Here is a 25,066-nt window from a genome sequence, read left to right on the forward strand (position 1 = left end):
TTCTCTCAATTCCACTTGAACCAACGGATGGCTGCCGCTCCGGCCACGAGGGCCCAGAGCAGCAGGATGAGGGCGGCGCCGAAGTCAACGGCACCGTTAAGGAAGGCTCCGCGCAGGGACTCGCCCAACGCACCCGAGGGCAGGAACCCCACCGCCGGCTGCGCAGCTGCGGGAAGCTTCCCGGCGGGGATCACTATTCCTCCGAGCGCGCCAAGGAGGATCCACAGCAGGTTGGTGAGGGCAAGTGTGGCCTCCGGCCGGACGGTGCCGGCCACCAGCAGCCCAAGGGCGGTGAAGGCGGCTGCGCCCAGCACCAGGAGGGCCAGGCCGGGAAGCCAGCCCGCCGCCGTCGGCTGCCAGCCCAGGGCAAGCGCAACGGCTGAAACCGCCGCCACCTGGATGCAGAGGACAGCCAGGACCGAGATCACCTTGCCGGCGATGAGACCGCCACGGCCCAGGGGGGTGGTTGAAAGGAAGCGGAGCACCCCGTAGCGGCGGTCGAAACCGGTGGCGATGCCCTGCCCGGTGAACGCCGTTGACATGGCGCACAGGGCAAGGATGCCGGGCACCGCCACGTTGATCCGGCTGGCTCCCATTCCATCCAGGAACGGGGTCACTGTCAGGCCGACGAGTGCAAGCAGGGGCAAAACAACGGCAAGGATCAATTGCTCGCCGTTGCGAAGCATTGCCAGGGCCTCGTACCTGCCCTGCAGCAGTACGCGCTTCAGCAGCGCGGCAGGCTGCTGTCCGGCGGTTCCGGCGTGGCCGGATGCTGCAGCGGCGGCAGCGCCGGCAGGTGTCCGGGTCATCGAATGTCCTTTCCCGAAATATCCAGAAAGACGTCTTCAAGGCTACGCGCCTGCAGGCTCATTGATCCGGGCATGATGTTGTGGGCTTCCCACCATGCCGCCAGCGTTGCGAGGTGGGCGGGCGTCAGCGGACCTGTGACTTCGTAGTTGCCGGCCCGCTTTTCGGCGACGTTGATGCCGGCCGGGAGTACCCTGGAAACGTCGAGCCCGGCCGGTGCCTCGAACACCAGTGTCCTGACGTGCTCCGCCCCGGCTTCTACCTCCGGGTCGCGCCGCAGCAGTTCCGGCACCGTGCCCTCGGCAACGTTCCGGCCGCCGTCGATGATGTAGACATAGTCCGCCAGGCGCTGGGCGTCATCCATCAAATGCGTGGTGAGGATGATTCCCATCCCGCCGTCGCGGAGTTCGGAGATCAGGTCGAACACCAGCTGCCGGGACTGCGGATCCAGGCCGGCGCTCGGCTCGTCCAGGAAGAGGACTTCGGGTTTGCCGATCAGGGCCGCAGCGAGCGCGAGCCGCTGCTTCTGGCCTCCGGAGAGCCTGCGCACGGTGGTCCTGCCAAAGGTGTCGATGCCCAGGCGCCCCACCAGTTCGTCCAGGTTCCAGGGTTTGGCGTAGAGGCCGGCGATGTGCCGCAGCAGGGGGATGGGGCGGGCCGACGGCGGGAGCCCGCCATCCTGCAGCATCACGCCGACGCGTGAGCGCAGCGCAGCCCCTGCCGTGGCAGGATCATGGCCCAGCAGGGATATGCTGCCGCCGGTGCGCTTCTGCAGGCCCTGAGCGCATTCGAGCGTGGTGGTTTTCCCCGCGCCGTTGGCTCCCAGCAGGGCAGTAACCTGACCCCTTTCGGCGGTCAGGGAGATGTCGCTGACCACCCGCAGCATCTTGCCGTCCAGGCTTGGCAGCGGACCAACATCCTTAATAAGCCCGCTGATGGACAGCACGGGGGATTGTGGAGAACGCACCCGGATATTCTACGGGATGTAGTATTTCCGCGGACCCGCACCGCGGCAGTCCCGCGGCTGAGGTCAGCCTTCCCTTACTGGAGTGGGGGACTAAATTACGACATTATTGTGTTGTGTATTCCGTGAGCAATGCTACTGCTGTGCCTGTTGCCGGGCACGGGGCCCCGCCGGCCCCTGCAGACCGCGGGCCTGTGGCCGCCGGTCCGGTGGCTGACGCCGATGAGCGCACCCGGGACCGCGTCCTGGCTGCGGTCCTCGAGAACGGACCCGTCAGCGCTGCGGAACTTGGCGACCTGCTCGGCTTTACGCCGGCTGCGGTGCGCCGACACCTGGACCATTTATCGCGTGCCGGCGTCATCGAAGTCAAGCGAATTGCGAAATCGGGCGCAGGCGCGGGCCGTCCTGCCCGCCGCTACGTCCTCAGCTCCCAGGGCCAGTCCAGCCTCGGCAACGATTACCTGTCCATCGCTGCCCTGGCGCTCCAGCAGCTGCAGAAAGTCGCCGGTCCGGACGCCGTCCGCGCTTTCGCCGTCGAGCGTTTTGCCGACATGGAACGGCGGTATGCGCCCGAGATCGAGAAGGCCGGCCCGGACATCGCAGACCGCGCGCGGGCACTGTCCGAAGCGCTGACCCGCGACAATTTCGTCTCGTCCACGGCGTCCATCGAGGCCAAGGCCCCCCTTCCTGCCGCCCTTTCCAGTGTGCAGCTGTGCCAGGGGCACTGCCCCATCCAGCAGCTCGCCGCCCGGTTCCCCGTGTTCTGCGACGTGGAGACCGAGGTGTTCTCCAGGCTGGTGGGCGTGGACGTGCGCCGGCTCTCCACACTGTCCCGCGGCGGGCACGTCTGCACCACCCACATTCCTACAGGCAGGCTGTCTGCCTTGGCGCCCACAAGGCCCGCTGCAGCCCCCGCCCGCCTGGACGAAGAAATCAACCATCAGCAAGAAAGGCCGTGATGACGGACCAACTATCAGAGAAAGCAGTAGCCGAAAACACTGTGATCTCGGAGATTCTGGAAAAGAATCCCGAGCTGCACGGCATCGGCAACTACGAGTACGGCTGGGCCGACAAGAACGACGTCGGCGCGAACGCACGCCGTGGGCTCGACGAAGAGGTTGTCCGCGACATTTCGGCCAAGAAGAGCGAGCCGGAATGGATGCTTGACCTCCGCCTCAAGGGCCTCAAGTACTTCGACCGCAAGCCCATGCCCACCTGGGGCGCGGACCTGTCCGGCATCGACTTCGACAACATCAAGTACTTTGTCCGCTCCACGGAGAAGCAGGCAGCCAGCTGGGAAGACCTGCCCGAGGACATCCGGAACACCTATGAGAAGCTGGGTATCCCGGAAGCCGAGCGCAGCCGCCTTGTTTCCGGTGTTGCCGCACAGTACGAGTCCGAGGTGGTCTACCACCAGATCCGCGAGGACCTCGAGGCCCAGGGCGTCATCTTCCTGGATACCGACACCGCGCTCAAGGAGCACCCGGAGATCTTCCAGGAGTACTTCGGCACCGTCATCCCCGTGGGCGACAACAAGTTCGCCTCGCTGAACACGGCGGTGTGGTCCGGCGGTTCCTTCGTCTACGTCCCCAAGGGCGTCCACGTCGACATCCCGCTGCAGGCCTACTTCCGCATCAACACGGAAAACATGGGCCAGTTCGAGCGGACCCTGATCATCGCCGACGAGGATTCCTACGTCCACTACATCGAAGGCTGCACCGCGCCGATCTACACTTCGGACTCACTGCACTCAGCCGTCGTGGAAATCGTGGTCAAGAAGGGCGCCCGCGTCCGCTACACCACCATCCAGAACTGGTCCAACAACGTGTACAACCTGGTCACCAAGCGTGCCGTCTGCGAAGAGGGCGCCACCATGGAATGGGTCGACGGCAACATCGGCTCCAAGGTCACCATGAAGTACCCGGCCGTGTACCTCGTGGGTGAGCACGCCAAGGGCGAGACCCTGTCCATCGCCTTCGCCGGCGAGGGCCAGCACCAGGACACCGGCTCCAAGATGGTCCACATCGCCCCGAACACCAAGAGCTCCATCATCTCCAAGTCCGTCGCCCGCGGCGGCGGCCGCGCCGCCTACCGCGGCCTGGTCCAGGTGCGGGAAGGCGCCAAGCACTCGGCCAACACCGTGCGCTGCGACGCGCTTCTGGTGGACACCATTTCACGCTCCGACACCTACCCGTACATCGACATCCGCGAGGACGATGTGCAGCTGGGACACGAGGCAACCGTCTCCCGCGTCAGCGAGGAGCAGCTGTTCTACCTCATGTCCCGCGGCATGCCCGAGGACGAGGCCATGGCCATGATCGTGCGCGGCTTCATCGAGCCGATCGCCCGTGAGCTCCCCATGGAATACGCCCTTGAGCTCAACCGCCTCATCGAACTCCAGATGGAAGGATCCGTCGGTTAATGACTGCCGAAGCAACCACCGAAAAGGCGCGCATCGGCGCACCGTCGATCGCCGGTTTCACTGAGGAGGGCGAACAGCTCGTCCCTTCGAAGGTGGACCGCCACCACAGCCACGGCGTGCAGGTTATGGCGTCCCGCGCGGAACGCCTCACCAGCCACGACGTCGCCGATTTCGCGCTGCCCACGGGCCGCGAAGAGGAATGGCGTTTCACTCCCGTCCGGGAACTGGCCAACCTGCTCTCCGACGCCGCCGGCGACGGTGACGTCCTGGACGTGACGGTCGAGGCGCCGGCGGCGTTCGTCCAGCGGACGCTGCGCGCCGGCGAGGCCCCGCGTGGTGCCACGCTCGTCCCCGCCGACCGTGCCGCCGTCGTCGCTTCCGCCAACGCCGACGAGGCCCTGTTCATCCAGGTACCGTCCAACGCCGAACTGGACGAGCCCGTCCGCGTTGTCCTCACGGGCAAGGGCGCCGGCCGCCGCTCCAACTCCCACGTGGTCGTCGAGGCTCTTGAAAACAGCCGCGCCGTGGTGATCCTCGAACACGATGGCTCCGCCGACCACAACGGCAACGTGGAGGTCTTCGTCCGCGAAGGCGCCCGGTTGACCGTGGTTTCCGTCCAGCTGTGGGAGGACGACGCCAAGCACCTGGCCCAGCACGACGCCGAAGTTGCCAAGGACGCCGTCTACAAGCACATCGCCGTGACCCTCGGCGGCAAGATCGTCCGGCTCAACTCCAACGTCCGGTACGCCGGCGAAGGGGCCGAGGCGGAACTCCTCGGCCTGTACTTCGCCGACGCCGGCCAGCACCTTGAGCACCGCTCCTTCGTGGACCACAACGTGGCCAACTGCACCTCCAACGTGCTCTACAAGGGCGCGCTGCAGGGCAAGGGAGCGCACACCGTCTGGGTGGGCGACGTCCTGATCCAGAAGCAGGCAGAAGGCACCGACTCCTACGAGAAGAACCAGAACCTGGTACTGACCGACGGTTGCCGCGCGGACTCCGTTCCCAACCTGGAAATCGAAACGGGCCTCATCGAAGGTGCCGGCCACGCCAGCGCCACCGGCCGCTTCGACGACCAGCACCTGTTCTACCTCATGGCCCGCGGCATCCCTGAAGACGTTGCCCGCCGCCTGGTGGTCCGCGGCTTCCTCAACGAAATCATCCAGAAGATCAAGGTCCCGGCCCTCGAAGAGCGCCTGACCGAGGCTGTGGAACGCGAACTCGCCGCAGGCGACAACTAGGACAGGCAGGGACGCATGAGTGGGAAGCCCAAGGGCGAGCTGGTATGCAACGCCAATGACATCCAAGTCAAGCAGGCGCTGCGCATCCTGATCGACGACTATCCGGTAGCTGTGGTGCGGGATTCGATGGGTGATATCCACGCCATCGGAGACACCTGCTCGCACGCCGACATCTCGCTGTCCGAAGGGGACGTTGAAGGCTGCGCCATCGAATGCTGGGGCCACGGCTCCCAGTTCGATTTGCGCAGCGGCCAGCCCCTGCAGCTTCCCGCCTACGACCCCGTTCCCGTGTTCGCCGTCGAACTTGACGGTGACGACGTCTACGTGGACGTCACCAACGTTTTGAACGGCGCCTCAGTAGACAACTACTGAGCGCCCTGCAGCACCGGACTTACGAACGAAAAGAAAGAAGAGCATGTCAACTCTTGAGATCATGGACCTGCACGTCAGCATTGAGACGGAACAGGGCACCAAGGAGATCCTGAAGGGCGTCAGCCTGACCATCCGCACCGGCGAAACGCACGCCATCATGGGCCCCAACGGTTCGGGCAAGTCCACCCTGGCCTCCACCATCGCAGGCCACCCCCGCTACACCGTCACCAGCGGCTCCATCACCCTCGACGGCGAAGATGTCCTGGAGATGAGCGTGGACGAGCGTGCCCGCGCCGGCGTCTTCCTGGCCATGCAGTACCCGGTGGAGGTCCCGGGCGTGACCATGACCAACTTCCTGCGCACCGCCAAGACCGCCATCGACGGCCAGGCACCGGCCCTCCGCACCTGGACCAAGGACGTCAAGTCCGCGATGGAACAGCTGCGCATCGACGCCGACTTCGCCCAGCGCAACGTCAACGAGGGCTTCTCCGGCGGTGAGAAGAAGCGCGTCGAGATCCTGCAGCTCGAGCTTTTCAAGCCGAAGTTCGCCGTCCTGGACGAGACCGACTCCGGCCTGGACGTCGACGCCCTCAAGGTCGTCTCCGAAGGCGTGAACCGCGCACACTCCCAGGGCAACATGGGAACCCTGCTGATCACCCACTACACCCGCATCCTGCGCTACATCAAGCCGGACTTCGTGCATGTGTTCGTGGATGGCCAGGTTGTTGAGGAGGGCGGCCCGGAACTTGCCGACCGCCTGGAAGAAGAAGGCTACGACCGCTACGTCAAGGGCGCCGGTTCCGCCGTCGCCGCTCCCGCCGCAGCACAGGCCTAGTTAGGACCAGCCATGACCGAAATCACCCCGGGCCGCACGGCCCTGGAGGACGTCGAAGAGGCGCTGAAGGACGTCATCGACCCCGAACTCGGGGTCAACGTGGTGGACCTTGGCCTCCTCTACGGCCTGAAGTACTCCGATGACGACGGCGCACTGCTGATCGACATGACGCTTACCACCGCCGCCTGCCCGCTCACCGACGTGCTCGAAGAGCAGGTCGGACAGGCGCTGGACGGCGTGGTGGACGACTGGCGCCTGAACTGGGTGTGGATGCCGCCATGGGGTCCCGAGCGGATCACTGACGACGGCAAGGACCAGATGCGGGCCCTCGGCTTCAACATCTAGAACAGCCAAAAGTACGACGACGGGCGGTTACCTTTCGCAGGAAAGGTAACCGCCCGTCGTCGTTCCCACCGGCTCCCTAACCTCGCAAGCCCGGCCAGGGAATCCTCCCCGCTACCTCCCCCATCTCGCAAGCTCGATTGGGGCCCCTCGGCACCGTGGGCCCAGGCGTGGGCCCGAATCAAAGGTTTGGCGCGGAGAACGTGTCGCACTGGTTGATGTCGCCGGTCTGGTAACCCTGGTAAAACCAACGCTGGCGCTGCTCGCTGGATCCATGCGTCCACGCCTCCGGAGTGACACGGCCGGTGGCCGCCTCCTGGATCCGGTCGTCGCCCACAGCAGATGCGGCGGACAGTGCGTCGTTCAGGTCCTGCTGGGTGAGGGCCTCCAGGAACGGCTGTCCGTCAGGGCCGGGCTGGGTGGAGGCATGCCTTGCCCAGAGGCCCGCAAAGCAGTCCGCCTGCAGCTCCACGCGCACCGCACCGGACTCGGGGCCCTGCGGATCCTGCTGTGCCCGGTCCAGGTTGCCCAGGACGTTCTGGATGTGGTGGCCGAACTCGTGGGCCACCACGTATTCCTGGGCAAGCGGTCCACCGGAGGAGCCGAAGCGGTCAACCAGTTCTGTGAAGAACCCGGGATCGAAGTAGGCGGTTGTGTCGGCCGGGCAGTAGAAGGGACCCACGGCGCTGGAGGCCGTTCCACAGCCGGTGTTGACGGCCTGGTCGAAGATGACCGTCTCCGGCTGCGGGTAGCGGACGTTGTACTGCTGCAGGTAGGCCGGCCAGAACGCGTTCAGGCTGTTCACCGTGCCGGTGATCCTGCAGTCCACGCGCGCGTCCGCGTCGGCGCCTGTTTCACAGGCGGGCGCGGTGCCCTGGCTTTGCGGTCCCGGCGGCACACCGCCGGCAAGGCCCTCAAGGAGCTGCGGATTGACGCCCAAGAGGGTGGCAATGAGCAGAATGAGCCCGCCGCCGATGCCTCCGCCGACCTTCATCCCGCGGCCCATGCCCCGCCGGTCCTGGACCTGCGAGGGATCCAGCTGCACGTTGTCATTGAAACTCATGAAAGTCACATTACCCACGGGCCCGGGGCTCAATCCGGGCTGGCCGGTAAAGTTGATCCGATGCCGTTCCTCAACAAGATCCAGCGCTGGGCCGACGAAAGGCCGCACGACACCGCCGTCGTGATCGCGGGCCGGCGCCTGGCGTGGGCCGAACTGCGGGATTCCGCCGCGGCGCTGGTATCGGAAACCAAGGCGGTCACCGCACTTTGCGAACCCAATTCCGTGGAGTTCGTCACCAGGTACGCCGCAGCCGTCTCCGGAACGCGGCAGTGCGCGGTCCTGGACCCGGCCTGGCATCCGCAGCTGCAGGACGACATTGTCCGCCGGGTCGGCGCTTCAGCTGTGCCGGAAGCGGTTTGCACGGACGACGGGCTCGTCGACGGACCACCCGGCAGCACCTTCCTCATCGGCCTGACCTCCGGCACCACCTCAGTGCCAAAGGCGTTCACCCGGTCACGGCAGTCCTGGCAGAAGTCCTTCGAAGCATCGATCGAGTTCTTCGGCCTCCGGCCGGACGACGTCACCCTGGCACCGGGGCCGCTGGCATCCAGCCTCAACCTGTACGCCCTGTCCGAGTGCCTCTTTGCGGGTTCCGAGTTCCAGGCCCACGCGCACTTCGACGTCGGTGACGTCCACGCCGCCATCACCCACGACCGCGTCACCCGGCTGGTGCTGGTCCCCACCATGCTGCGCATGCTCAGTGAGCGCGGCCTGGCCGGAGGCGTAGATGCCTCCGGTGTCCGGACCATCATCTGCGCGGGCGCCAAGCTGGATGCCCGCACCCTGGAAGCAGCCCGCCGCTGGGCGCCGAACGCCAGCATCTTCGAGTACTACGGCGCCTCTGAACTGAGTTTCGTGTCCGGCGCGGGCCTGCCTGCCGGCGGTACTCCGGACGTGGGCGGCACCGGCATCGGACGTCCCTTCCCCGGGGTGCAGGTGCGCATCCTTGACGACGGCGGCGCACCGCTGCCAGACGGGGAGGCCGGGAACATTTGCGTCCGCAGCGCGCTGGTGAGCAACGGTTACCTCTGGGGCGACGACGGCCAGGCCCTGCGCTCTTTTGATGACTGGTTCACGGTGGGGGACCAGGGCTACCTGGACGCAGGAAAACTGCACATCCTGGGCCGGCGGGCCGACATGATCCTCACCTCCGGAAAGAACGTCTACCCGCATGAAGTGGAACTGGCGCTGGCCGCGGTCCCCGGGGTGGCGGCCGCCGTCGCTGCCGGGATGCCGGACGACCTAAGGGGACAGCGCGTGGTGGCGGGCATTGTCCCCTCCCATGGCGGGATTACGGCCACCCAGCTGAGGGCCGGCCTGGAGGACCTCCTGCCGCGGGACAAGCGTCCGCTGCAGTACTTTGTCCTCGCCGGCCTTCCGGTCACCGACCGCGGGAAGGTGAGCCGGAACCTGCTGCTCGACTGGATCCGCACCGGCGACTCCAGGGCGCGGTCCCTTGGCTCCTGAACTGCTGCCGTCCGACCGGCAGCCCGTGATTATCGCCGCCCTGCGGACACCGGTGTGCCGTACCGGCGGCGCTCTGGGCAAGCTGCGCGCCCACGAGTTGCTGGCGCCCGTGCTGCGGAAGCTGCTCTTCGACAGTGGGACGGAACCGGCAGCTGTGGACGATGTCCTGATCGGGAACGCTGTGGGCGGCGGCGGCAACGTGGCGCGGCTGGCGTTGCTGGAGGCCGGACTGCCGGTGGGTGTCCCGGGCGTCACGGTGGACCGGCAGTGCGGATCCGGCCTGGACGCGATCGTCCTTGCAGGCCGGCTGGTGGCGGCAGGAGGCAGCCCGTTGTATCTCGCGGGGGGAGTGGAGAGCACCAGCACCGCACCGCTGCGCGCGCATCCGACGGACGACGGCGGCGCGGAGTTCTACCGGCGCGCCCAGTTTGTGCCCGCCAGCTTCGGCGACCCGGACATGGGCCAGGCGGCCGAGACGGTGGTGGAGAAGTTCGGTGTTGGCCGGGAACGGCAGGACGCCTTTGCCCTGCAGAGCCACAGGCGCGCCCTGGAGGCAGCACGAGCCGGCCGTTTCATCGGCGAAATAGTTCAGCTCGAAACCGCCGGCGGGCCGGTGGCCGCGGATGACGGCCCCCGCCGCGGCCTCACCGCCGCGGTGATGGCGAGGTTCCCGCCCGTCTTCGTGAAAGGTGGAACTGTCACCGCGGGCAACTCGTGTTTCGATGCGGACGCAGCGTCCGCCGTCGTTATCACCTCACTCGAGCGCGCCCGGCGCCTGGGTGCCCGTGACGGCCTGCTGGTGCTTGGCTCAGGAACCTCCGGGGTGCACCCTGAGGTCCTGGGAGTCGGTGCAGCGGCGGCGGCAGAAGACGTCCTCGCCCGGGCGGGCATCACGTCCGAAGCGTTGGATTTTATCGAGTTCAACGAGGCGTTCGCATCCCAGACGCTGGCATGCCTTGACCAGCTGGGGATCCCGGCGGAACGGGCGAACCGCGACGGCGGCGCGCTGGCGCTGGGGCACGCCTACGGTGCTTCGGGGGCGGTCCTGGTCACCCGCCTGTTTGCCCAGGCGCGCCGTGCCGGTGTTTCCGGGAGCCGGGGGCTGGCGATGATCAGCAGTGCCGGCGGCATGGGCACCGCCGCCCTCATGGAGTACAGACAGCTCGCCCGGGATTGAGCAGCGGGAGCAGCGTCAGTCTTCCGCTTCACCGAGCCCCCGGGCGGCGAGCGCCTCGCCCGTTTGGCGGGCAAAAGCCACGGAGGTGATGAACACGGGGAGCACCAGGGCCCGGGGGTTGCGCTCCAGGCCGCGGGCCCGGGCGGAATCCCGGACATCGGCGAAGGTCCCGGCGATGTAGGGGATGCTTCGCAGCATTATCCCGATGGTGAGCGCAAAGCGCTCAGGGTCGGCGCCGAACTTTTTGAAGGGGCTTGCGGCTTTGACGACGCCGTCCAGGAGGTGCTGCACGGGGGTGGCGGCCGTCAAGAGGGACGCCGCCACCACGCAGACCAGGATGTTGAGCACGATTCGGGCCGCCGCGGGCGCGCCCAGCTGCCACCACTGGAACAACCCGATCACCAGCAGGACCGCGGCAAGCGGGCGCACCGCGCGCCACAGCCGTTTGATGCCTGCGCCGGTGAGCAGGAACAGCCCGCACAGGACCCCCAGCACGGCCAGCGATACCCGCCAGTCCACAATCACGAAGGACGCCAGGCCGCAGGCGAACACCAGCAGGAACTTGACTGCCAGCGGTGCCCGGTGGAGCGGGGAGCTGCCGGGGACGTAGTTCGCCAGCAGGAAGCCGTGGCCCCTCATCGCCCCGGACCCCGCCGATGCGGGGCCTGCGCTTCTTCCAGCCCTGCCATGCACAGGGTGCGGTAGGCAGCCACGGCGGCGGCAGCCGCGCCGTCGAACACCACCCGTCCCTTCTCGACCACCAGCACGCGGTCCATCTCCAGGGCCAGCTCGAGGTCGTGGGTGGACATGATGACCTGCTGGTCCAGTCCGGCGAGCGTCCGGCGCAGGAGTTCGCGGTTGCGCAGGTCCAGCAGCGTGGACGGCTCATCCAGGACGAGGACGGCGGGGTCCACCGCGAGTACGGCGGCGAGGGCCATCAGCTGGCGTTCACCGCCGGAGAGTTCGTACACGCTCTGGTCCGCCAGGTGGACGAGCCCCAACCGGTCCAGCGCGGCCTCGGCCAGCCTGCGCCGCCCGGCGCCGTTCTTGACGGAGCGGCGCAGGGAAAGTTCAACGTCCTCCCTGCCCGTCGGCATGACCAGCTGGGACAGGGGATCGGTGAAGACGAAGCCCACGTTGCGCCGGACCTTGCGGACGGCACCGACTGTGTCGTCGCCGTCGACCGTGACCTTTCCGGCGGTCGGCTGGACCAGGCCGTTGACCAGGCGCAGCAGCGTGGACTTGCCGGAGCCGTTGGCGCCGATGACGCCCACCCGCTGCTCCTCGAGCCGGAGGTCCACACCGTCAAGGAGGACCTTGGGCTCGGGGGAGGTGTCTGTCGGTACTGCGACGGAGACCTGGTCAAACGATATTGCCGGCACGCGCAGGTCCTAGGCTTTGGCGGGCCGGACCGTGTTGCGCTGTACGCGGCGGACCAGGATGTCGGGGAATGCGCGGTGGAGGGCGACAGCGATGACGGCGGCGAGGATGTTTTTGACGATGTCGCCGGGGTAGAAGACCAGGTCGCCCAGGAAGGCCTGTTCCAGCGTGGACTTGGTGTTGAGGGCGATACCGGCGATGCCCAGGATGTGCACCACCAGGATGCTGGTGCCCATTGCGGAGAGGAAGAACCACAGGGCGCGTGCCCTGGTGGTCCGCCGGATGACTACGGTGGCAAGCCACCCCACCAGGCAGGCGGCGATGGGGAAGGCGATGATGTAGCCGGCGGACGGGCCGGCGAGGATGCCCAGGCCGCTGCGGCCCTGGCTGAAGATCGGCAGGCCGGCAAGCCCAAGGAGGACGTACAGTGCGACGGCGGCGAAGCCCCGTCCGGGGCCCAGGACCAGCCCGGTGAGCATCACGGCCAGGGTCTGGAAAGTGATGGGGACGCCGAAGCCGTTCACGGCCAGTCCGGGGACCAGGGCGGACCCTGCCACAAGGGCGGCGAAGACGGCGATCAGGCCCAGGTCTGTGGCGTTCCAGCGGCGGCGCCCTGTGTTCTGTGTGCTGGTGACTGCAGTGTCGGTGTTGCTCATGGCGGTCCTGTCGGGGTTGTACAAGCGGAATCTAATGTACTGCCGACGCTACCGGGATGGTACCAGGGCCATTTTGTAGGGGCTCTACTAAGGCCGGTGACTGTTGCTGAGGGTTGGGCACAACAGGAGCAGGTTGGTGAGCACGACGGGCAGCAGTACCTCGGTAACTAATCCGCCGTACTGGGGTCGCCCGGCTTGATTTCCAAGCCTCTGTCCGGGAGAGGACATCAAGGGCGGTCACACCCGCATGAGTGTTCGACGAGTCTGGCCGCTGTTGATAAGAGGCGACCGGTCGGCCATAGATCCATGTATGGCAGGGGTTAGTTGGTCAGACCAGGCTGGGTTGGCTGGCGAGGATGTAGTCCAGGGCCGCCGGACCGGTCATGCGGAGTCCTGGCCGCATGTACGGGTGGTCGTTTCCGCGCCCGTCATGGACGCCGAGTCGGGACATCGCTGCCCAGAAGGATTCGCAGGGCCCCGGGGTTTGTTCAAGCAGTGCACACCAGCTCAGGTACACCCCGAACAGCTGGTCTTCTGTGAGCCTGTGATCATCGAGCGTATCGGCGGCAATGCAGTCTTGAACAAAACGGGCGTAGTCCGGGGTTTCCATCTCTAATTGCTCCTGTGTTCGTTGACTCAAATTTGTGGATACGCAGTCGGCGGGTTCCTCAAACCGCCAGTACGCAGATGCAGATGAAATAAGTGGTTGGGCGATGATGAGTCAGGGGTTCATGGGGGCGTCACCTCCGTGGTCACGGATGAGGGAAGCGGCCATGCGTTTGGCTAGTACGGCTGCCTCCCGGTCTCCCTCGACCGCTGAAATGATCGAACCCTTTGTCAGGATGTGGCAGGAGCGGGCAAAAGCGTCGGGACGTTCAAGACCGGCCTCCACTGCCAGGTCCCGGATGAAGGCACGGACTTGCGCTAAATAATTGATCGATGAAACTCCCAATGGATGGGTGGGACCCATTTCCAGCATGGTGCTTACGAAGGCGCAGGCCTGAAAGTCCTGCTGGCGGAACCAGCCGTCCAGGACATCGAAAATAGACATCATCCGGCCCGTAGGGCTCTCAGTCCGCCTTGCGGTTTCGGCGATTATCGCCTCAACCGTCATGTCCTGGTGGCAACGCTCCAAATAAGCGAGGACCAGCTCATCCTTCGATGCGAAGTGCGCGTAGAACGTTGCTTTGGCGACCTCTGCCCGTGATATCAGCTCAGCAATGCCGACATCGCGGATGCCGCGCTGTAAGAAGAGTTTGTAAGCCGCATCCAGGATCCGCTCCCTTGCGCCACCAGTGGTCGGACGTGGAGGAGCAGAGAGTCCCTTAACGGCGGCTGGAAAGTCATAAGAGTGTCCCATCACCAGCAGACACTACACCAAACCAGACTGACCAGTCTGTATGCCTGGGGTTACTGCAGCTATCCACTCGCCCTTCGGTTCGCTTCCTATGAAGTCACCCTTCAGACTGGCCTTGTGGAGTGGACTCGTGTGAAGGATTGGCTGACCGGTGCTGCCGGGATGCTCCTTGTCCTGGCGGTTGCGGCGGGTGTCCTTTGGTATGCGGGGAGCGGGCCGGCCACAGGAGGCGAAGCAGCACCGCCGCCGAGCACCAGGGAGGCGGAAGCGGAGGCTCCCTCGAACCTGCGCGGCGACGAACTGTGGCTCGGCGACCAGGTGCTGGACTCCGAAACGGTGAGGAGCGCCGGGTCGACGCTCCGTGACGTCCATGCAGTGGGGAAGGACGTCGTCACCGGTCCGGAAGGGACGGTTGCCGGGCGGCTTGCCGTGGATGCAACCGTGCCCTTCGATGTGGTCGCCCGGGAACTGGGCGGCGGAACCGTGGTGAGTGCAGCAGACGGCGGCCAGGCAAGGGTCGTCCGCACGGTAGAGGCACTGGGCCGTGAACTGCGCGTCACCGCCACCGGCACAGTTCACGCGGATGGCGGCAAACTCGTTGTTGAGCCACGCTCCATCGATGTTGGTGGTCCCGCCTTCTTCTCCGAGGGAACCGCAGCGGTGGTCCGCAGCCTCGTGACCATTGAACACGACATTGAGGGCCTGCCCGAGGGCCTCGTGCTCCAGGACGTTGCAGTCCGCGACGACGGCATCCGCGCCACCCTGCGGGGCCAGGATGTCAGGCTCAGCCCGTGAACCCGTCCCTGTCCGTAGTCATTCCGTGCAAAGACGACGCCGCGTTCCTGGGGCACTGCCTGGCAGCACTAAACGCACAGACTGTGGCTCCGCTGGAAATCATCGTGGTGGATAACAACTCCTGCGATGACAGCGGGGACGTGGCAGCCAGGCATGGCGCGCGGGTGCTCGTCGAAACAACGCCCGGAATCGCCGCCGCCGCTTCCGCCGGTTACGATGCAGCCCTTGGTGACGTGATTGTTCGTTGCGACGCGGACTCTCTCCCGCCAGGCGACTGGCTGGAACGCATCGCCGGCCGGTTCCTTGGCGAGGCCGACCTGGCAGTGCTCACCGGGCCGGGTTATTTCTACGGCACGTGCCCGGTCCGTGCCCGGCTCGCCGGGCTCGGCTACATGCAGGCGTACTTCCTGCTGATGGGCGCCGCGATGGGCCACTGGCCGCCGTTCGGCTCGAACGTCGCCTTCCGGCGCGAAGAATGGGAAAGGGTCCGCCACCTCGTCAGCCGCAATGAGAACGTCCACGACGACGTCGACCTCGGCTTCGTCCTCGACCCCACGATGCGCACGGCGTACGACCGCCACCTGCGGGTCGGCATCTCCGCCCGCTCCCTGGAAGGAGGCGCCGCGGGGCGGCGCCGCCTCCGCCGCGCGTTCCACACGCTTGCCCTGCACTGGCGCCAGGTGCCGCCATGGGAGCGCTGGCGGAGGAGCCTTCGTGCCGGCAGCGGGCGCCACCGGGCAGCACGGTGGCAGTAATCCCTCGCGCAGCTGTCACCCGCCTGCCGGGCGGAACTGCGCGGGATAGAGCAGCGGCAGCTGCAGGGTCAACCAAGGGCTGAAGGCCCACGGCGCAGCGGCTACGGCCGTCGTAACGTCCAATGGATCCGCCCACTGCCACTCCATGACCTCGTCATCACGCGGCTTCAGCGAGCAGGCAGCGCGGGCGGTGTAGACGGGGCAGATTTCGTTTTCGACCACGCCTGACGCGTCCACTGCCCGGTAACGGAAGTCCGGCAGCCGGAGTTCCACCTGATCCAGCCGGAGTCCCAGCTCATACCCGGCGCGCCGCAGCACGGCATCTTCGGTGTCCTCTCCGGGAGAAGGGTGGCCGCAGAAAGAGTTGGTCCAGACGCCCGGCCACGTGCGCTTGGCGAGTGCACGCCGGGTCAGGAGGATGCGGCCGGCATCGTCGAAAACATGGGTGGAAAAGGCCAGGTGCAGTGGGGTGGAGGTAGTGTGAACCGTTGCCTTGTCCGCGGTGCCGATGGGCCTTCCGTCCTCGGCGGCCAGGACAACCAGCTCTGCGGTGCGGTTCATTTCCCTCCAATAGCTTGTGCGTGTTTACTTTACCCATGGACAAGGACACCACGTCAGCCGGTTCCATCGACGGCCGGCTGGTCGATGATGTCCTTACGGCTTTTTTCACGCGGGAGAAGTCGCGCGCCAAGGTGGTGCACGCGGACTACCACGCCATGTGGGAGCACCTTGAGGCCTGTACCGCAGGCGGGAAACGCTTTCGCCCCCGCCTTGTGATGGCGGTGTACCGGCTGCTCGGCGGCTGCGACACAACAGCTGCTGCCACCGTGGCCGCCTCCTTCGAGCTGTTGCACACCGCGCTGATTGTGCACGACGACGTGGTGGACCGTGATTACACCCGCCGCGGTGTGCCCAACATTTCAGGGACCTACCGCAACCTCGCCGCATCCTACGGCAGCAGCCCCGAACGCGCGGAACACACAGGACTCTCCATCGGCGTGATTGCCGGCGACCTGGCGCTGACCAACGCCTACCGGCTGCTGGGGGAGGTCGACGCCGGACACGCCACCCGCCGGAGGCTCAGCGGGCTTCTGGATGAAGCCGTCTTTGCCTCGGCTGCCGGCGAACTGCTTGATGTGCTTGCCCCCCTTGATCCCATGCCCCAGCCCGTAGCCGACGTCCTTGACATGGCGCGGCTGAAAACGGCTGTCTATTCCTTCGAAGCGCCGCTCCTGGCCGGAGCCGTGCTGGCCGGCGCCGAAGACCAACTGGTGAACGCGCTGGGGGAGTTTGGCCGCTGCATCGGGATCGCCTACCAGGTGGCCGATGACCTGGCGGGCGTTTTCGGCGACGAGGCAAAAACCGGAAAAGCCGGCTGGGGAGATCTTCGCGAAGGCAAGCGCACTGCCCTTATGTCCCACGCCGCAACCGGGCCGCAGTGGCCCAGGATCTCCGGACTGCTGGCCCGCCCGGAACTTACTGCGGCCGATGTTGCTGAAGTCCGCGGACTGCTGACCGAATCGGGCGCCCGCGACCGCACCGAACACCTTGCCGCCGACTTCACAGAACGCGCGCTCCAGGCCCTTGCCCAGCCATTCGTGCCGCAGGCTATCCGGGACGGGTTGGCGCCCATCTCCGCCGTCGTCAGCGAACGGATCCCCGCATGAGCCGCGAACGCGACGCCCTCGCGGACTACACGAGCGCCGCCCTCAAGTCCTCGGCGGTGGTCCTCCGGTCTTACTCGACGTCCTTCGGCCTGGCTTCATGGTTGTTCAAGGGCGCAGTCCGCCGCCAGGTCGAGTCCGTTTACGCGCTGGTGCGGGTGGCAGACGAAATTGTCGACGGCGTGACCTCCGCTGCAGGCCTTGCCCCTGACGAAAGCCGGCGCCAGCTCGACGAGTTCGAGCGCGAGACGGAACGGGCCCTGCTGACCGGTTACAGCAGCAACCTGGTGATCCACGCCTTCGCCGACACCGCCCGCCGCGCCGGGATAGGAACGGACCTTACCCGGCCCTTCTTCTCGTCCATGCGCGCCGATCTCGAGCAGGCAGAGCACACACCCGAATCCTTCGCGGACTACGTACACGGGTCGGCCGAGGTAGTAGGCCTGATGTGCCTGAAATGCTTCCTTTACGGACACCCGGTGGGCGCGGGTGAAAGGCAGCGGCTTGAGCGCGGCGCCCGGCACCTTGGCGCCGCGTTCCAGAAGATCAACTTCCTCAGGGACCTCGCCGAGGACTTCACGTTGCTGGGACGGAGCTATTTTCCCGGGGTTTCGCCCGCGAACTTTGATGAAGCGCACAAGCACCGGCTGCTGGCAGATATCGACCAGGACCTGCGCGAGTCACGGGCCGCGCTGCCCGGGCTGCCGGCCTCCAGCCGGTTCGCTGTCAGCCTCGCCCAGGAACTCTTCGCCGAGTTGGCCGAGCGGATTCGGGAGACCCCCGCGCCGGACCTGATCCGCGCCCGGATCAGCGTGCCGGACCCGGTGAAACTGCGCATCGCCGCCGCAGTCCTAATGGGCAGGCGGGGCCTGGAGTACTCGAGCCAGGACATGCGGGCGGTGGAACAGTGAGCGCATCAGTGCCGTCCGGGCGTAACGCCGTCGTCATCGGAGGCGGCGTGAGCGGCCTCGCCGTCTCCGCGCTCCTGTCCGCGGACGATTACCACGTCACCGTGCTCGAAAAGCAGGACGCGGTGGGCGGGCGCGCCCATTCCTGGAGCCAGGACGGCTTCACGTTCGACGCCGGTCCCTCCTGGTACCTGATGCCCGAGGTCATCGACCACTACTTCAGGCTGCTCGGCACATCAGCGGATGAGCAGCTCGACCTGGTGAAACTGGATCCCGGCTACCGGCTCCTCTCCGAGGGATTCGATGAACCGGTGGACGTACCAGCCGAACGGCGGCGCGTGGTGGAGCTCTTCGAGCAGCTGGAAGCGGGTTCAGGCGGCCGCTTGGAACGCTACCTGGATTCGGCAGCCGATACCTACGCCATGGCCACCCGCCGGTTCCTGTACACCACCTTCGAATCATTCGCCCCGCTGCTGACGCCGGACGTGCTGGGGCGGCTGCCCCGCCTTGGCCGGCTGCTGCTGCAGCCGCTGCACAGCTACGTCCGGCGCTACGTCTCCGACCCGCGCCTGCAACAGATCCTCGAGTACCCGGCGGTGTTCCTCGGAACCTCGCCGTTCACCGCGCCCAGCATGTACCACCTGATGAGCCACCTCGACCTTGACGACGGCGTGTTCTACCCGATGGGGGGATTCGCGCGGCTGGTGGATGCTTTGGAACGTTTGAGCCGCAACGCCGGCACCGAGATCCTTACGGGTGCTGAAGTGCTGGAAATCGAGACCCGGCCCACAGGTTCCCGCCGGTACCCGGCAGCTGTAGGGGGCGTGCGCTACCGGACCGGTGACGGGACCGTACAGACCCGCCCGGCCGACGTCGTAATTTCCGCCGCCGACCTGCACCACACCGAGACCAAACTGCTCCCCAATGACCTGCAGACCTACCCGGAGCGGTACTGGTCCCGCGGCACCGCCGGGCCCAGCGCCCTGCTCCTCTACCTTGGCGTCCGCGGAGGACTGCCCCAGCTGGAGCACCACACCCTGCTCTTCACCCGGGACTGGGAGGAAAACTTCCGGGCCATCTTCGGCAAGGACACGTCCGTGCCGGCCCCCGCATCAATGTATGTGTGCAAACCCAGTGCCACCGATCCCGGCGTGGCGCCTGCCGGACACGAGAACGTCTTTGTCCTGGTCCCGCTGCCGCCGGATCCGGGCCTCGGCGGCAGCGGCGACGAGCAGCTGGAACGCGTAGCCGACGCAGTGATCGGCCAATTAGGTGACTGGGCCGGAATCCCCGACCTTGCGGACCGCATTGTGCTGAGGCGCAGCTACGGCCCGGCCGATTTCGAACGCGACTACCATTCATGGAAGGGCACGTCGCTGGGCCCGGCCCACACGCTGAGGCAAAGCGCGTTTTTCCGTGCCGGCAACACCAGCCGGAAGGTGCGGGGACTGTACTACGCAGGCGGATCCACCATCCCGGGCATCGGCGTTCCCATGTGCCTGATCAGCGCAGAACTGGCCATCAAGCGGCTCCGCCGGGACGTGAGTACCGGGCCACTGCCGGTGCCGCTGCGCCAGGGCATGGTGCGGGACACGGTCGCGTGATCGCCGCTGCCTACCTGTCGTTGCTGCTGGTGTCCCTGGGGTGCATGGTGCTCCTGGACCAGCGCCTGCGCCTGTTCTTCTGGCAGGACGCCGGGCGTGCCGCTGCCGTGCTCGCCACGGGACTGGCGTTTTTCCTGGCCTGGGACCTGGGCGGGATCGGATTGGGGATCTTCTTCCGGGGGCACAACGAGACGATCGGCATAGAACTCGCCCCCGAACTGCCGCTGGAGGAGCCGATCTTCCTGGTCTTCCTCAGCTACCTGGTGATGAACCTGTTCCTGCTGTTCCGCCGCGCGCTGGAGGCGCGGCACCGCCGCGGCGAGAAAGTGGAGGAACGCCCATGACGTACTGGGCACTGAACGCCGTGTTCCTGCTGGTGGCCCTCGGCGCGGCCATCGCCGCGGTGCGCGTGCTGCGGGGAGCGCGGCGCAAAGTGGCGCTGGCAGCGGCGGCCGGTGCCGCCGTCGTCGTGCTGCTCCTGACCGCCGTGTTCGACAACCTCATGATCGCCGCCGGGCTGTTCACCTACTCGCCGGAGCTGATCTCCGGCGTCCTGGTGGGCCTGGCGCCGCTGGAGGATTTCGCCTATCCGGTGGCCGCGGTTCTGCTGCTGCCTTCGCTGTGGATTCTCCTCGGTGAACGCTCCCGGGAGCGGAAGCCGTGAAGACACTGCGCACCCTGCTGGTTTCCTCGCGTCCCCTGTCCTGGGTGAACACGGCGTATCCGTTTGCCGCCGCCTACCTGCTGACGGCGCAGCGGATCGACCTTGCCTGGGTGGTGGGCACCCTCTACTTCCTGGTCCCCTACAACCTTGCGATGTACGGGATCAACGACGTTTTCGACTACGAATCGGACCTGCGGAACCCGCGCAAGGGAGGCGTGGAGGGCGCCGTGCTGGAGCGGTCCATGCACCGCACCACCCTCCGCGCCGCCATCGCCATCAACGTGCCGTTCCTGGCGGTGCTGATGGTGCTGGGCGGGCCGGCGTCCTGGCTGGTGCTGGCCCTCAGCGTTTTCGCGGTGGTGGCATATAGTGCGCCGGGGCTGCGATTCAAGGAGCGGCCCTTCCTCGACTCCGCCACCTCCAGCACCCACTTTGTCAGCCCCGCCCTCTACGGGCTGGTCCTGGCCCGGGCCGATGTCACGCCTGCGCTGTGGGCGCTGCTGGGCGCGTTTTTCCTGTGGGGCGTTGCGAGCCAGGCGTTCGGCGCGGTGCAGGATGTGGTTGCGGACCGCGACGGCGGCATCGCCTCGGTTGCCACCGTCACTGGAGCGGCCACAACCGTCCGCTTTGCCATCGCAGCCTACCTGGTGGGCGGGACGCTGATGCTGTTCACCCCCTGGCCCGGACCGTTGGCGTCCCTCCTGGTCCTGCCGTATGTGGCCAATATCGTTCCGTTCGCAGCCCTGGCGGACCGTGACGCCGAGCAGGCCCACCGCGGCTGGGAACGGTTCCTGTGGCTTAACTACGTGACCGGGTTCTTCGTGACCATGCTGCTGATCTGGTACGCGGCCGTCCGCTGAACCATGATGCCCTGGGCTTAACCGGGCCCGCTACGGACCGTGCCTTGAAAGAATAGGGATATGGAATTCAACCGGCTGCTGCAGATCCGCCGGATCTTCGCGCAGCCCGCCGCGCTGGAACTTCCCCGGGGCCGGGACATCGTTGGCCGCTGGCCGGACGCCGAGGTGGTGCTGGTGGACAACCACTGGAACATCCCGGAACTGCACGGTGATGAAACCAACGTTCCCCGCTGGTCGCGGATCAAGACTGAGGCACTGGTCCTCGGCGTGAAAAAGGCCCTCACCGTCAAACCGAACGGCCGTTCCGCGGACTTCATTGCCCCCTCCACGGCCAACGGCTGCGCCATGGCCTGTGCCTACTGCTACGTCCCGCGGCACAAGGGGTACAGCAACCCGGTGACGGTCTTTGCGAACATTGACCAGATTGCGGGGTCTTTGGAGCGGCACGCCGCCCGCCAGGGCATGAAGCTGGAGCCGAACCAGTGCGATCCGGATCTCTGGGTCTATGACATTGGTGAAAACAGCGACTGTTCTGTTGACGCACTCATCAGCGATAACGTGGAGGACCTCGTAGGCCTGTTCCGGGGGCTGCCCAATGCGAAGTTGTCCTTCGCCACCAAGTACGTGAACCCGGCTATGCTCGGCTGGGACCATGGCGGCAGCACGAGGGTCCGCTTTTCCCTCATGCCGGCGGCCCTCGCCAAATCCGTTGACGTGCGGACTTCCCCGGTCCCTGAACGCCTGGCGGCCATCAACGACTTCGTGGAAGCCGGTTACGAGGTGCACGTGAATCTCTCGCCGGTAATCATCACGGACACCTGGCTCAGCGACTGGGAAGAACTGCTTCGCCAGCTCGACGACGTGCTGACTCCTGCCGCCAAGGACCAACTGGCGGCAGAGGTGATCTTCCTGACCCACAATGAGGGGCTCCATGAGGTCAACCTTGGGTGGCATCCGCAGGCGGAGCAGGTCCTGTGGCGGCCGGACCTGCAGGAGTCCAAGGTCTCCTCGAACGGCTTCAGCAACGTCCGCTACCGCTCCGGAACCAAGGGGCGCTACGTGCGGCAGCTCACGGATCTCATTGCGGAAATAGCGCCCTATTGCCGGATCCGGTACGCGTTTTAGGGGTCGGACGGACAAGGCTGCGCGCTAGACTGGACCGATCATGAGCGGTGCGCGTTCCCGTCCCCTGGCCTGGATCGTCGTTGTGGCGACGCTCCTGACTGGCTGCGTGCCGTCCGCGGGAGTTGAGGACGCAGCCACCGGTTCCCCGGCTGCGCCATCGGCCGCCGTGTCCTCGTCGGTTGCGCCGGCCACACCAGAAGTCACGCTCGCGCCGCAGAACGCATCGGCGACGGCGCCCGCACCGGCAGCGGTTCCGGAGCCGCCCCCGGTACCGGAACCGTACGCCCTCAACCTTTACCAGGAGGGCGACTTCGTACCGCAGTACACGTTCGACTGGTGTGTGGCGGCGAGTATCCAGATGGCGCATAACCTCGTTGATGATACGGGCGGCGGCACGTGGGCTGATTCTGCCCACCAGGGTGAGTTGTGGGAGATGGCCCGGGCCAGGTCCTCGAACTCCTTCAACGGCGCCAACCCGCTGGGATGGGCGCAGGTGCTGACCGAAGTGGGAATGGGGCCCTACAAAGTGGTCAGCGTCCCTGACTACCAGGACGCGCTGCAGACGGCTGCCCGTGCGATCGCCGAGACCGGCCGGCCTGTAGGGCTGGTGATGTGGAGGGGACGCCACGCGTGGGTCATGAGCGGGTTCGAGGCGATGGGTGATCCCGTCCGGTTCCCCGGGTTTGCGGTGACCGGCGTCCGGGTGCTGGATCCGCTCTACCCGCACGGCAGCGGGCAGTGGGGCCCGTCGCCCGTCCCCAACAGCCTGCTGACCCCCGAAGAGCTGGCCACCCAGTTCGTGGTCCGCGAGCCGCGCCGGTGGAGCAGCGGGATGCCGGCAGGCTACATGCTGGTGCTGCCGGTCCAAACTCCCTGACCTGCCGGCGGTCCTGCGGTGCGGGGCCGGACGGTAGACTGGTAAGGGCCGTTCTCCGGCCACTCTGCCAATTCCCTCCAGATCTCCTGGAGCTGTGGCGTCCCTGTTTGTTGAAAGGCCTTACCTGCTGTGATTACCGTCCAGGACCTCGAACTGCGCGCCGGCGCCCGGCTGCTCATGGACCAGGTGAGCTTCCGCATCGACAAGGGCGACAAAATCGGCCTGGTGGGCCGCAACGGTGCCGGCAAGACCACCCTCACCCGGGTCCTTGCGGGGGAGGGCCTTCCGGCAGCCGGCAAGGTGACCCGGAGCGGTGAAATCGGCTACCTGCCCCAGGACCCCCGCACTCCCGACATGGAACAGCTGGCGCGGGACAGGATCCTGTCCGCGCGCGGCCTGGACGTCGTCGTCGGCAAGCTCAAGAAGGCCCAGGCGGATATGGCTAGCGACGACGCGGAAGTCCAGCGCAAAGCCATGGCGAGATACGACCGGCTGGAAGCGGAGTTCCTCTCCGGCGGCGGCTACGCGGCCGAGGCCGAAGCGGCGGCCATCTCCTCAAACCTCGCGCTCCCCGAGCGCATCCTCAACCAGCCGCTGAAGACGCTGTCCGGCGGCCAGCGCCGCCGTGTGGAGCTGGCACGGATCCTCTACTCCGGCGCGGAAACCATGCTCCTCGACGAACCCACCAACCACTTGGACGCCGACTCCATCTCCTGGCTCCGCGACTTCCTCAAGAACCACCAGGGCGGCCTGATCGTGATCAGCCACGACGTGGAGCTCCTCGAAGCCACGGTCAACAAGGTGTACCACCTGGACGCGAACCGGGCGCAGATCGACTTCTACAACATGGGCTGGAAGCGGTACCTGCAGCAGCGCGAAACCGATGAGCGGGCCCGCAAGCGCGAGCGCGCCAATGCCGAAAAGAAGGCCCAGGTGCTGATGGACCAGGCCAACAAGATGCGTGCCAAGGCCACCAAGGCCGTGGCGGCACAGAACATGGCCAAGCGTGCAGAGCGGCTGCTGAGCGGTCTCGAGGCAGTGCGCGAGCAGGACCGCGTGGCGGCCCTGCGCTTCCCGGAGCCGTCGCCGTGCGGCAAGACGCCCCTTACCGCGGAGGGCCTGAGCAAGTCCTACGGCTCCCTGGAGATCTTCACCGACGTGGACCTGGCCATCGACCGCGGCTCTAAGGTGGTCATCCTGGGCCTCAACGGCGCCGGCAAAACCACGCTGCTGCGGATGCTCGCCGGCGTGGACCAGCCGGACACCGGCGACATTGTTCCCGGGCACGGGCTCAAGGTGGGCTACTACGCCCAGGAGCACGAAACCCTGGACCACGACCGTACCGTGCTGGAAAACATGCGGTCGGCCGCCCCGGACATGAAAGATGCCGAAGTCCGCGGCATCCTGGGTTCGTTCCTGTTCTCCGGCGACGACGTGGACAAGCCTGCCGGAGTGCTCTCCGGCGGTGAGAAGACGCGCCTGGCGCTGGCCACCATCGTGGCCTCCAGCGCCAACGTCCTGCTCCTCGACGAACCCACCAACAACCTCGATCCCGCCAGTCGCGCCGAAATCCTGGGCGCGCTGCGCAACTACACGGGCGCCGTCGTCCTGGTCAGCCACGACGAAGGCGCCGTTGAGGCCCTCAACCCGGAGCGCGTGGTCCTGCTGCCCGACGGCGTGGAGGACCTGTGGAACGAGGACTACCTGGACCTGATCACGCTGGCGTAGCGC

The 25,066-nt window shown here is 66.6% G+C and carries 28 protein-coding genes; 19 read left to right on the forward strand and 9 right to left on the reverse strand.

The window, feature by feature from the left end:
• Positions 1-5 precede the first annotated feature (5 nt).
• Positions 6-809, reverse strand: a complete 804-nt coding sequence (locus ACLH0K_RS08495; protein ID WP_411376333.1) for an ABC transporter permease — start codon at positions 807-809, stop codon at positions 6-8.
• Entirely contained in the window at positions 806-1,774 is a 969-nt protein-coding gene (locus tag ACLH0K_RS08500) for an ABC transporter ATP-binding protein (protein WP_411376334.1), read from the reverse strand. The genes ACLH0K_RS08495 and ACLH0K_RS08500 overlap by 4 nt, the downstream gene beginning before the upstream one ends.
• Positions 1,775-1,887: 113 nt before the next feature.
• On the opposite strand from ACLH0K_RS08500, the gene ACLH0K_RS08505 reads away from it, so the two are divergent.
• Genes ACLH0K_RS08505 through ACLH0K_RS08530 form a run of 6 tightly spaced genes read left to right on the forward strand, consistent with a single transcriptional unit; the run spans position 1,888 to position 6,986 of the window.
• Positions 1,888-2,730, forward strand: coding sequence for a helix-turn-helix transcriptional regulator (locus tag ACLH0K_RS08505; protein ID WP_411376335.1), 843 nt, complete (start codon positions 1,888-1,890; stop codon positions 2,728-2,730).
• The gene (gene sufB, locus ACLH0K_RS08510) at positions 2,730-4,193 is read left to right on the forward strand and encodes a Fe-S cluster assembly protein SufB (RefSeq protein WP_138607118.1); all 1,464 of its coding nucleotides are present in this window, start codon (positions 2,730-2,732) and stop codon (positions 4,191-4,193) included. Before ACLH0K_RS08505 ends, sufB begins: the two co-directional genes overlap by 1 nt.
• On the forward strand, positions 4,193-5,434 hold the full coding sequence (gene sufD, locus ACLH0K_RS08515; RefSeq protein WP_411376336.1) for a Fe-S cluster assembly protein SufD: 1,242 nt from the start codon (positions 4,193-4,195) through the stop codon (positions 5,432-5,434). The genes sufB and sufD overlap by 1 nt, the downstream gene beginning before the upstream one ends.
• 15 nt (positions 5,435-5,449) lie before the next feature.
• The gene (locus ACLH0K_RS08520) at positions 5,450-5,806 is read left to right on the forward strand and encodes a non-heme iron oxygenase ferredoxin subunit (protein WP_411376337.1); all 357 of its coding nucleotides are present in this window, start codon (positions 5,450-5,452) and stop codon (positions 5,804-5,806) included.
• Between the two features lie 43 nt (positions 5,807-5,849).
• On the forward strand, positions 5,850-6,641 hold the full coding sequence (sufC, locus tag ACLH0K_RS08525) for a Fe-S cluster assembly ATPase SufC (RefSeq protein ID WP_411376338.1): 792 nt from the start codon (positions 5,850-5,852) through the stop codon (positions 6,639-6,641).
• Between the two features lie 12 nt (positions 6,642-6,653).
• The gene (locus tag ACLH0K_RS08530) at positions 6,654-6,986 is read left to right on the forward strand and encodes a metal-sulfur cluster assembly factor (RefSeq protein WP_058267279.1); all 333 of its coding nucleotides are present in this window, start codon (positions 6,654-6,656) and stop codon (positions 6,984-6,986) included.
• A gap of 178 nt (positions 6,987-7,164) precedes the next feature.
• On the opposite strand, the gene ACLH0K_RS08535 is transcribed toward ACLH0K_RS08530, so the two are convergent.
• The gene (locus ACLH0K_RS08535) at positions 7,165-8,046 is read right to left on the reverse strand and encodes a neutral zinc metallopeptidase (RefSeq protein WP_411376339.1); all 882 of its coding nucleotides are present in this window, start codon (positions 8,044-8,046) and stop codon (positions 7,165-7,167) included.
• A gap of 60 nt (positions 8,047-8,106) precedes the next feature.
• Here ACLH0K_RS08535 and ACLH0K_RS08540 point away from each other — a divergent pair, with 60 nt between their 5' ends.
• Positions 8,107-9,513, forward strand: a complete 1,407-nt coding sequence (locus ACLH0K_RS08540; protein ID WP_411376340.1) for a class I adenylate-forming enzyme family protein — start codon at positions 8,107-8,109, stop codon at positions 9,511-9,513.
• Positions 9,503-10,690, forward strand: coding sequence for a thiolase family protein (locus ACLH0K_RS08545; protein ID WP_411376341.1), 1,188 nt, complete (start codon positions 9,503-9,505; stop codon positions 10,688-10,690). Before ACLH0K_RS08540 ends, ACLH0K_RS08545 begins: the two co-directional genes overlap by 11 nt.
• A gap of 15 nt (positions 10,691-10,705) precedes the next feature.
• Here ACLH0K_RS08545 and ACLH0K_RS08550 read toward each other — a convergent pair whose 3' ends face one another.
• The 5 genes from ACLH0K_RS08550 to ACLH0K_RS08570 form a co-directional block, all read right to left on the reverse strand.
• Positions 10,706-11,329: an energy-coupling factor transporter transmembrane component T family protein gene (locus ACLH0K_RS08550; protein ID WP_411376342.1), complete on the reverse strand. Its 624-nt coding sequence runs from the start codon at positions 11,327-11,329 to the stop codon at positions 10,706-10,708.
• Positions 11,326-12,072 (reverse strand): energy-coupling factor ABC transporter ATP-binding protein, encoded by a 747-nt coding sequence (locus tag ACLH0K_RS08555; protein ID WP_411376343.1) that lies wholly within the window; start codon positions 12,070-12,072, stop codon positions 11,326-11,328. The genes ACLH0K_RS08550 and ACLH0K_RS08555 overlap by 4 nt, the downstream gene beginning before the upstream one ends.
• A gap of 9 nt (positions 12,073-12,081) precedes the next feature.
• The gene (locus ACLH0K_RS08560; RefSeq protein ID WP_411376344.1) at positions 12,082-12,726 is read right to left on the reverse strand and encodes a biotin transporter BioY; all 645 of its coding nucleotides are present in this window, start codon (positions 12,724-12,726) and stop codon (positions 12,082-12,084) included.
• A gap of 328 nt (positions 12,727-13,054) precedes the next feature.
• On the reverse strand, positions 13,055-13,336 hold the full coding sequence (locus ACLH0K_RS08565) for a hypothetical protein (protein WP_411376345.1): 282 nt from the start codon (positions 13,334-13,336) through the stop codon (positions 13,055-13,057).
• Between the two features lie 111 nt (positions 13,337-13,447).
• Complete coding sequence (locus ACLH0K_RS08570; protein WP_411376443.1) at positions 13,448-14,086, reverse strand: TetR/AcrR family transcriptional regulator; 639 nt, start codon at positions 14,084-14,086, stop codon at positions 13,448-13,450.
• Positions 14,087-14,200: 114 nt separating this feature from the next.
• On the opposite strand from ACLH0K_RS08570, the gene ACLH0K_RS08575 reads away from it, so the two are divergent.
• On the forward strand, positions 14,201-14,878 hold the full coding sequence (locus tag ACLH0K_RS08575) for a DUF2993 domain-containing protein (RefSeq protein WP_411376346.1): 678 nt from the start codon (positions 14,201-14,203) through the stop codon (positions 14,876-14,878).
• Entirely contained in the window at positions 14,875-15,633 is a 759-nt protein-coding gene (locus tag ACLH0K_RS08580) for a glycosyltransferase family 2 protein (protein WP_411376347.1), read from the forward strand. The genes ACLH0K_RS08575 and ACLH0K_RS08580 overlap by 4 nt, the downstream gene beginning before the upstream one ends.
• A 15-nt stretch (positions 15,634-15,648) precedes the next feature.
• On the opposite strand, the gene idi is transcribed toward ACLH0K_RS08580, so the two are convergent.
• The gene (idi, locus tag ACLH0K_RS08585) at positions 15,649-16,194 is read right to left on the reverse strand and encodes an isopentenyl-diphosphate Delta-isomerase (protein ID WP_411376348.1); all 546 of its coding nucleotides are present in this window, start codon (positions 16,192-16,194) and stop codon (positions 15,649-15,651) included.
• Between the two features lie 35 nt (positions 16,195-16,229).
• Here idi and ACLH0K_RS08590 point away from each other — a divergent pair, with 35 nt between their 5' ends.
• The 9 genes from ACLH0K_RS08590 to ACLH0K_RS08630 all read left to right on the forward strand — a co-directional run bounded on the left by ACLH0K_RS08590 (position 16,230) and on the right by ACLH0K_RS08630 (position 25,063).
• A complete protein-coding gene (locus ACLH0K_RS08590; RefSeq protein WP_411376349.1) occupies positions 16,230-17,300 on the forward strand; it encodes a polyprenyl synthetase family protein in 1,071 nt (356 codons plus the stop codon).
• Complete coding sequence (locus tag ACLH0K_RS08595; RefSeq protein WP_411376350.1) at positions 17,297-18,208, forward strand: phytoene/squalene synthase family protein; 912 nt, start codon at positions 17,297-17,299, stop codon at positions 18,206-18,208. The genes ACLH0K_RS08590 and ACLH0K_RS08595 overlap by 4 nt, the downstream gene beginning before the upstream one ends.
• Positions 18,205-19,809 carry a phytoene desaturase family protein gene (gene crtI, locus ACLH0K_RS08600; protein WP_411376351.1) on the forward strand — a complete coding sequence of 535 codons (1,605 nt, stop codon included), beginning with the start codon at positions 18,205-18,207 and terminating at the stop codon, positions 19,807-19,809. The genes ACLH0K_RS08595 and crtI overlap by 4 nt, the downstream gene beginning before the upstream one ends.
• Entirely contained in the window at positions 19,806-20,153 is a 348-nt protein-coding gene (locus tag ACLH0K_RS08605; protein WP_411376352.1) for a lycopene cyclase domain-containing protein, read from the forward strand. The genes crtI and ACLH0K_RS08605 overlap by 4 nt, the downstream gene beginning before the upstream one ends.
• On the forward strand, positions 20,150-20,473 hold the full coding sequence (locus tag ACLH0K_RS08610) for a lycopene cyclase domain-containing protein (protein ID WP_411376353.1): 324 nt from the start codon (positions 20,150-20,152) through the stop codon (positions 20,471-20,473). The genes ACLH0K_RS08605 and ACLH0K_RS08610 overlap by 4 nt, the downstream gene beginning before the upstream one ends.
• Entirely contained in the window at positions 20,470-21,333 is an 864-nt protein-coding gene (locus tag ACLH0K_RS08615) for a prenyltransferase (protein ID WP_411376354.1), read from the forward strand. Before ACLH0K_RS08610 ends, ACLH0K_RS08615 begins: the two co-directional genes overlap by 4 nt.
• A gap of 60 nt (positions 21,334-21,393) precedes the next feature.
• Entirely contained in the window at positions 21,394-22,458 is a 1,065-nt protein-coding gene (locus ACLH0K_RS08620) for a spore photoproduct lyase family protein (RefSeq protein WP_411376355.1), read from the forward strand.
• Between the two features lie 40 nt (positions 22,459-22,498).
• Entirely contained in the window at positions 22,499-23,335 is an 837-nt protein-coding gene (locus ACLH0K_RS08625) for a hypothetical protein (RefSeq protein WP_411376356.1), read from the forward strand.
• Between the two features lie 129 nt (positions 23,336-23,464).
• Positions 23,465-25,063 (forward strand): ABC-F family ATP-binding cassette domain-containing protein, encoded by a 1,599-nt coding sequence (locus ACLH0K_RS08630; RefSeq protein WP_411376357.1) that lies wholly within the window; start codon positions 23,465-23,467, stop codon positions 25,061-25,063.
• Positions 25,064-25,066 lie beyond the last annotated feature (3 nt).

The organism is Arthrobacter sp. MPF02 (genome assembly GCF_046605375.1).
Classification (GTDB): domain Bacteria; phylum Actinomycetota; class Actinomycetes; order Actinomycetales; family Micrococcaceae; genus Arthrobacter.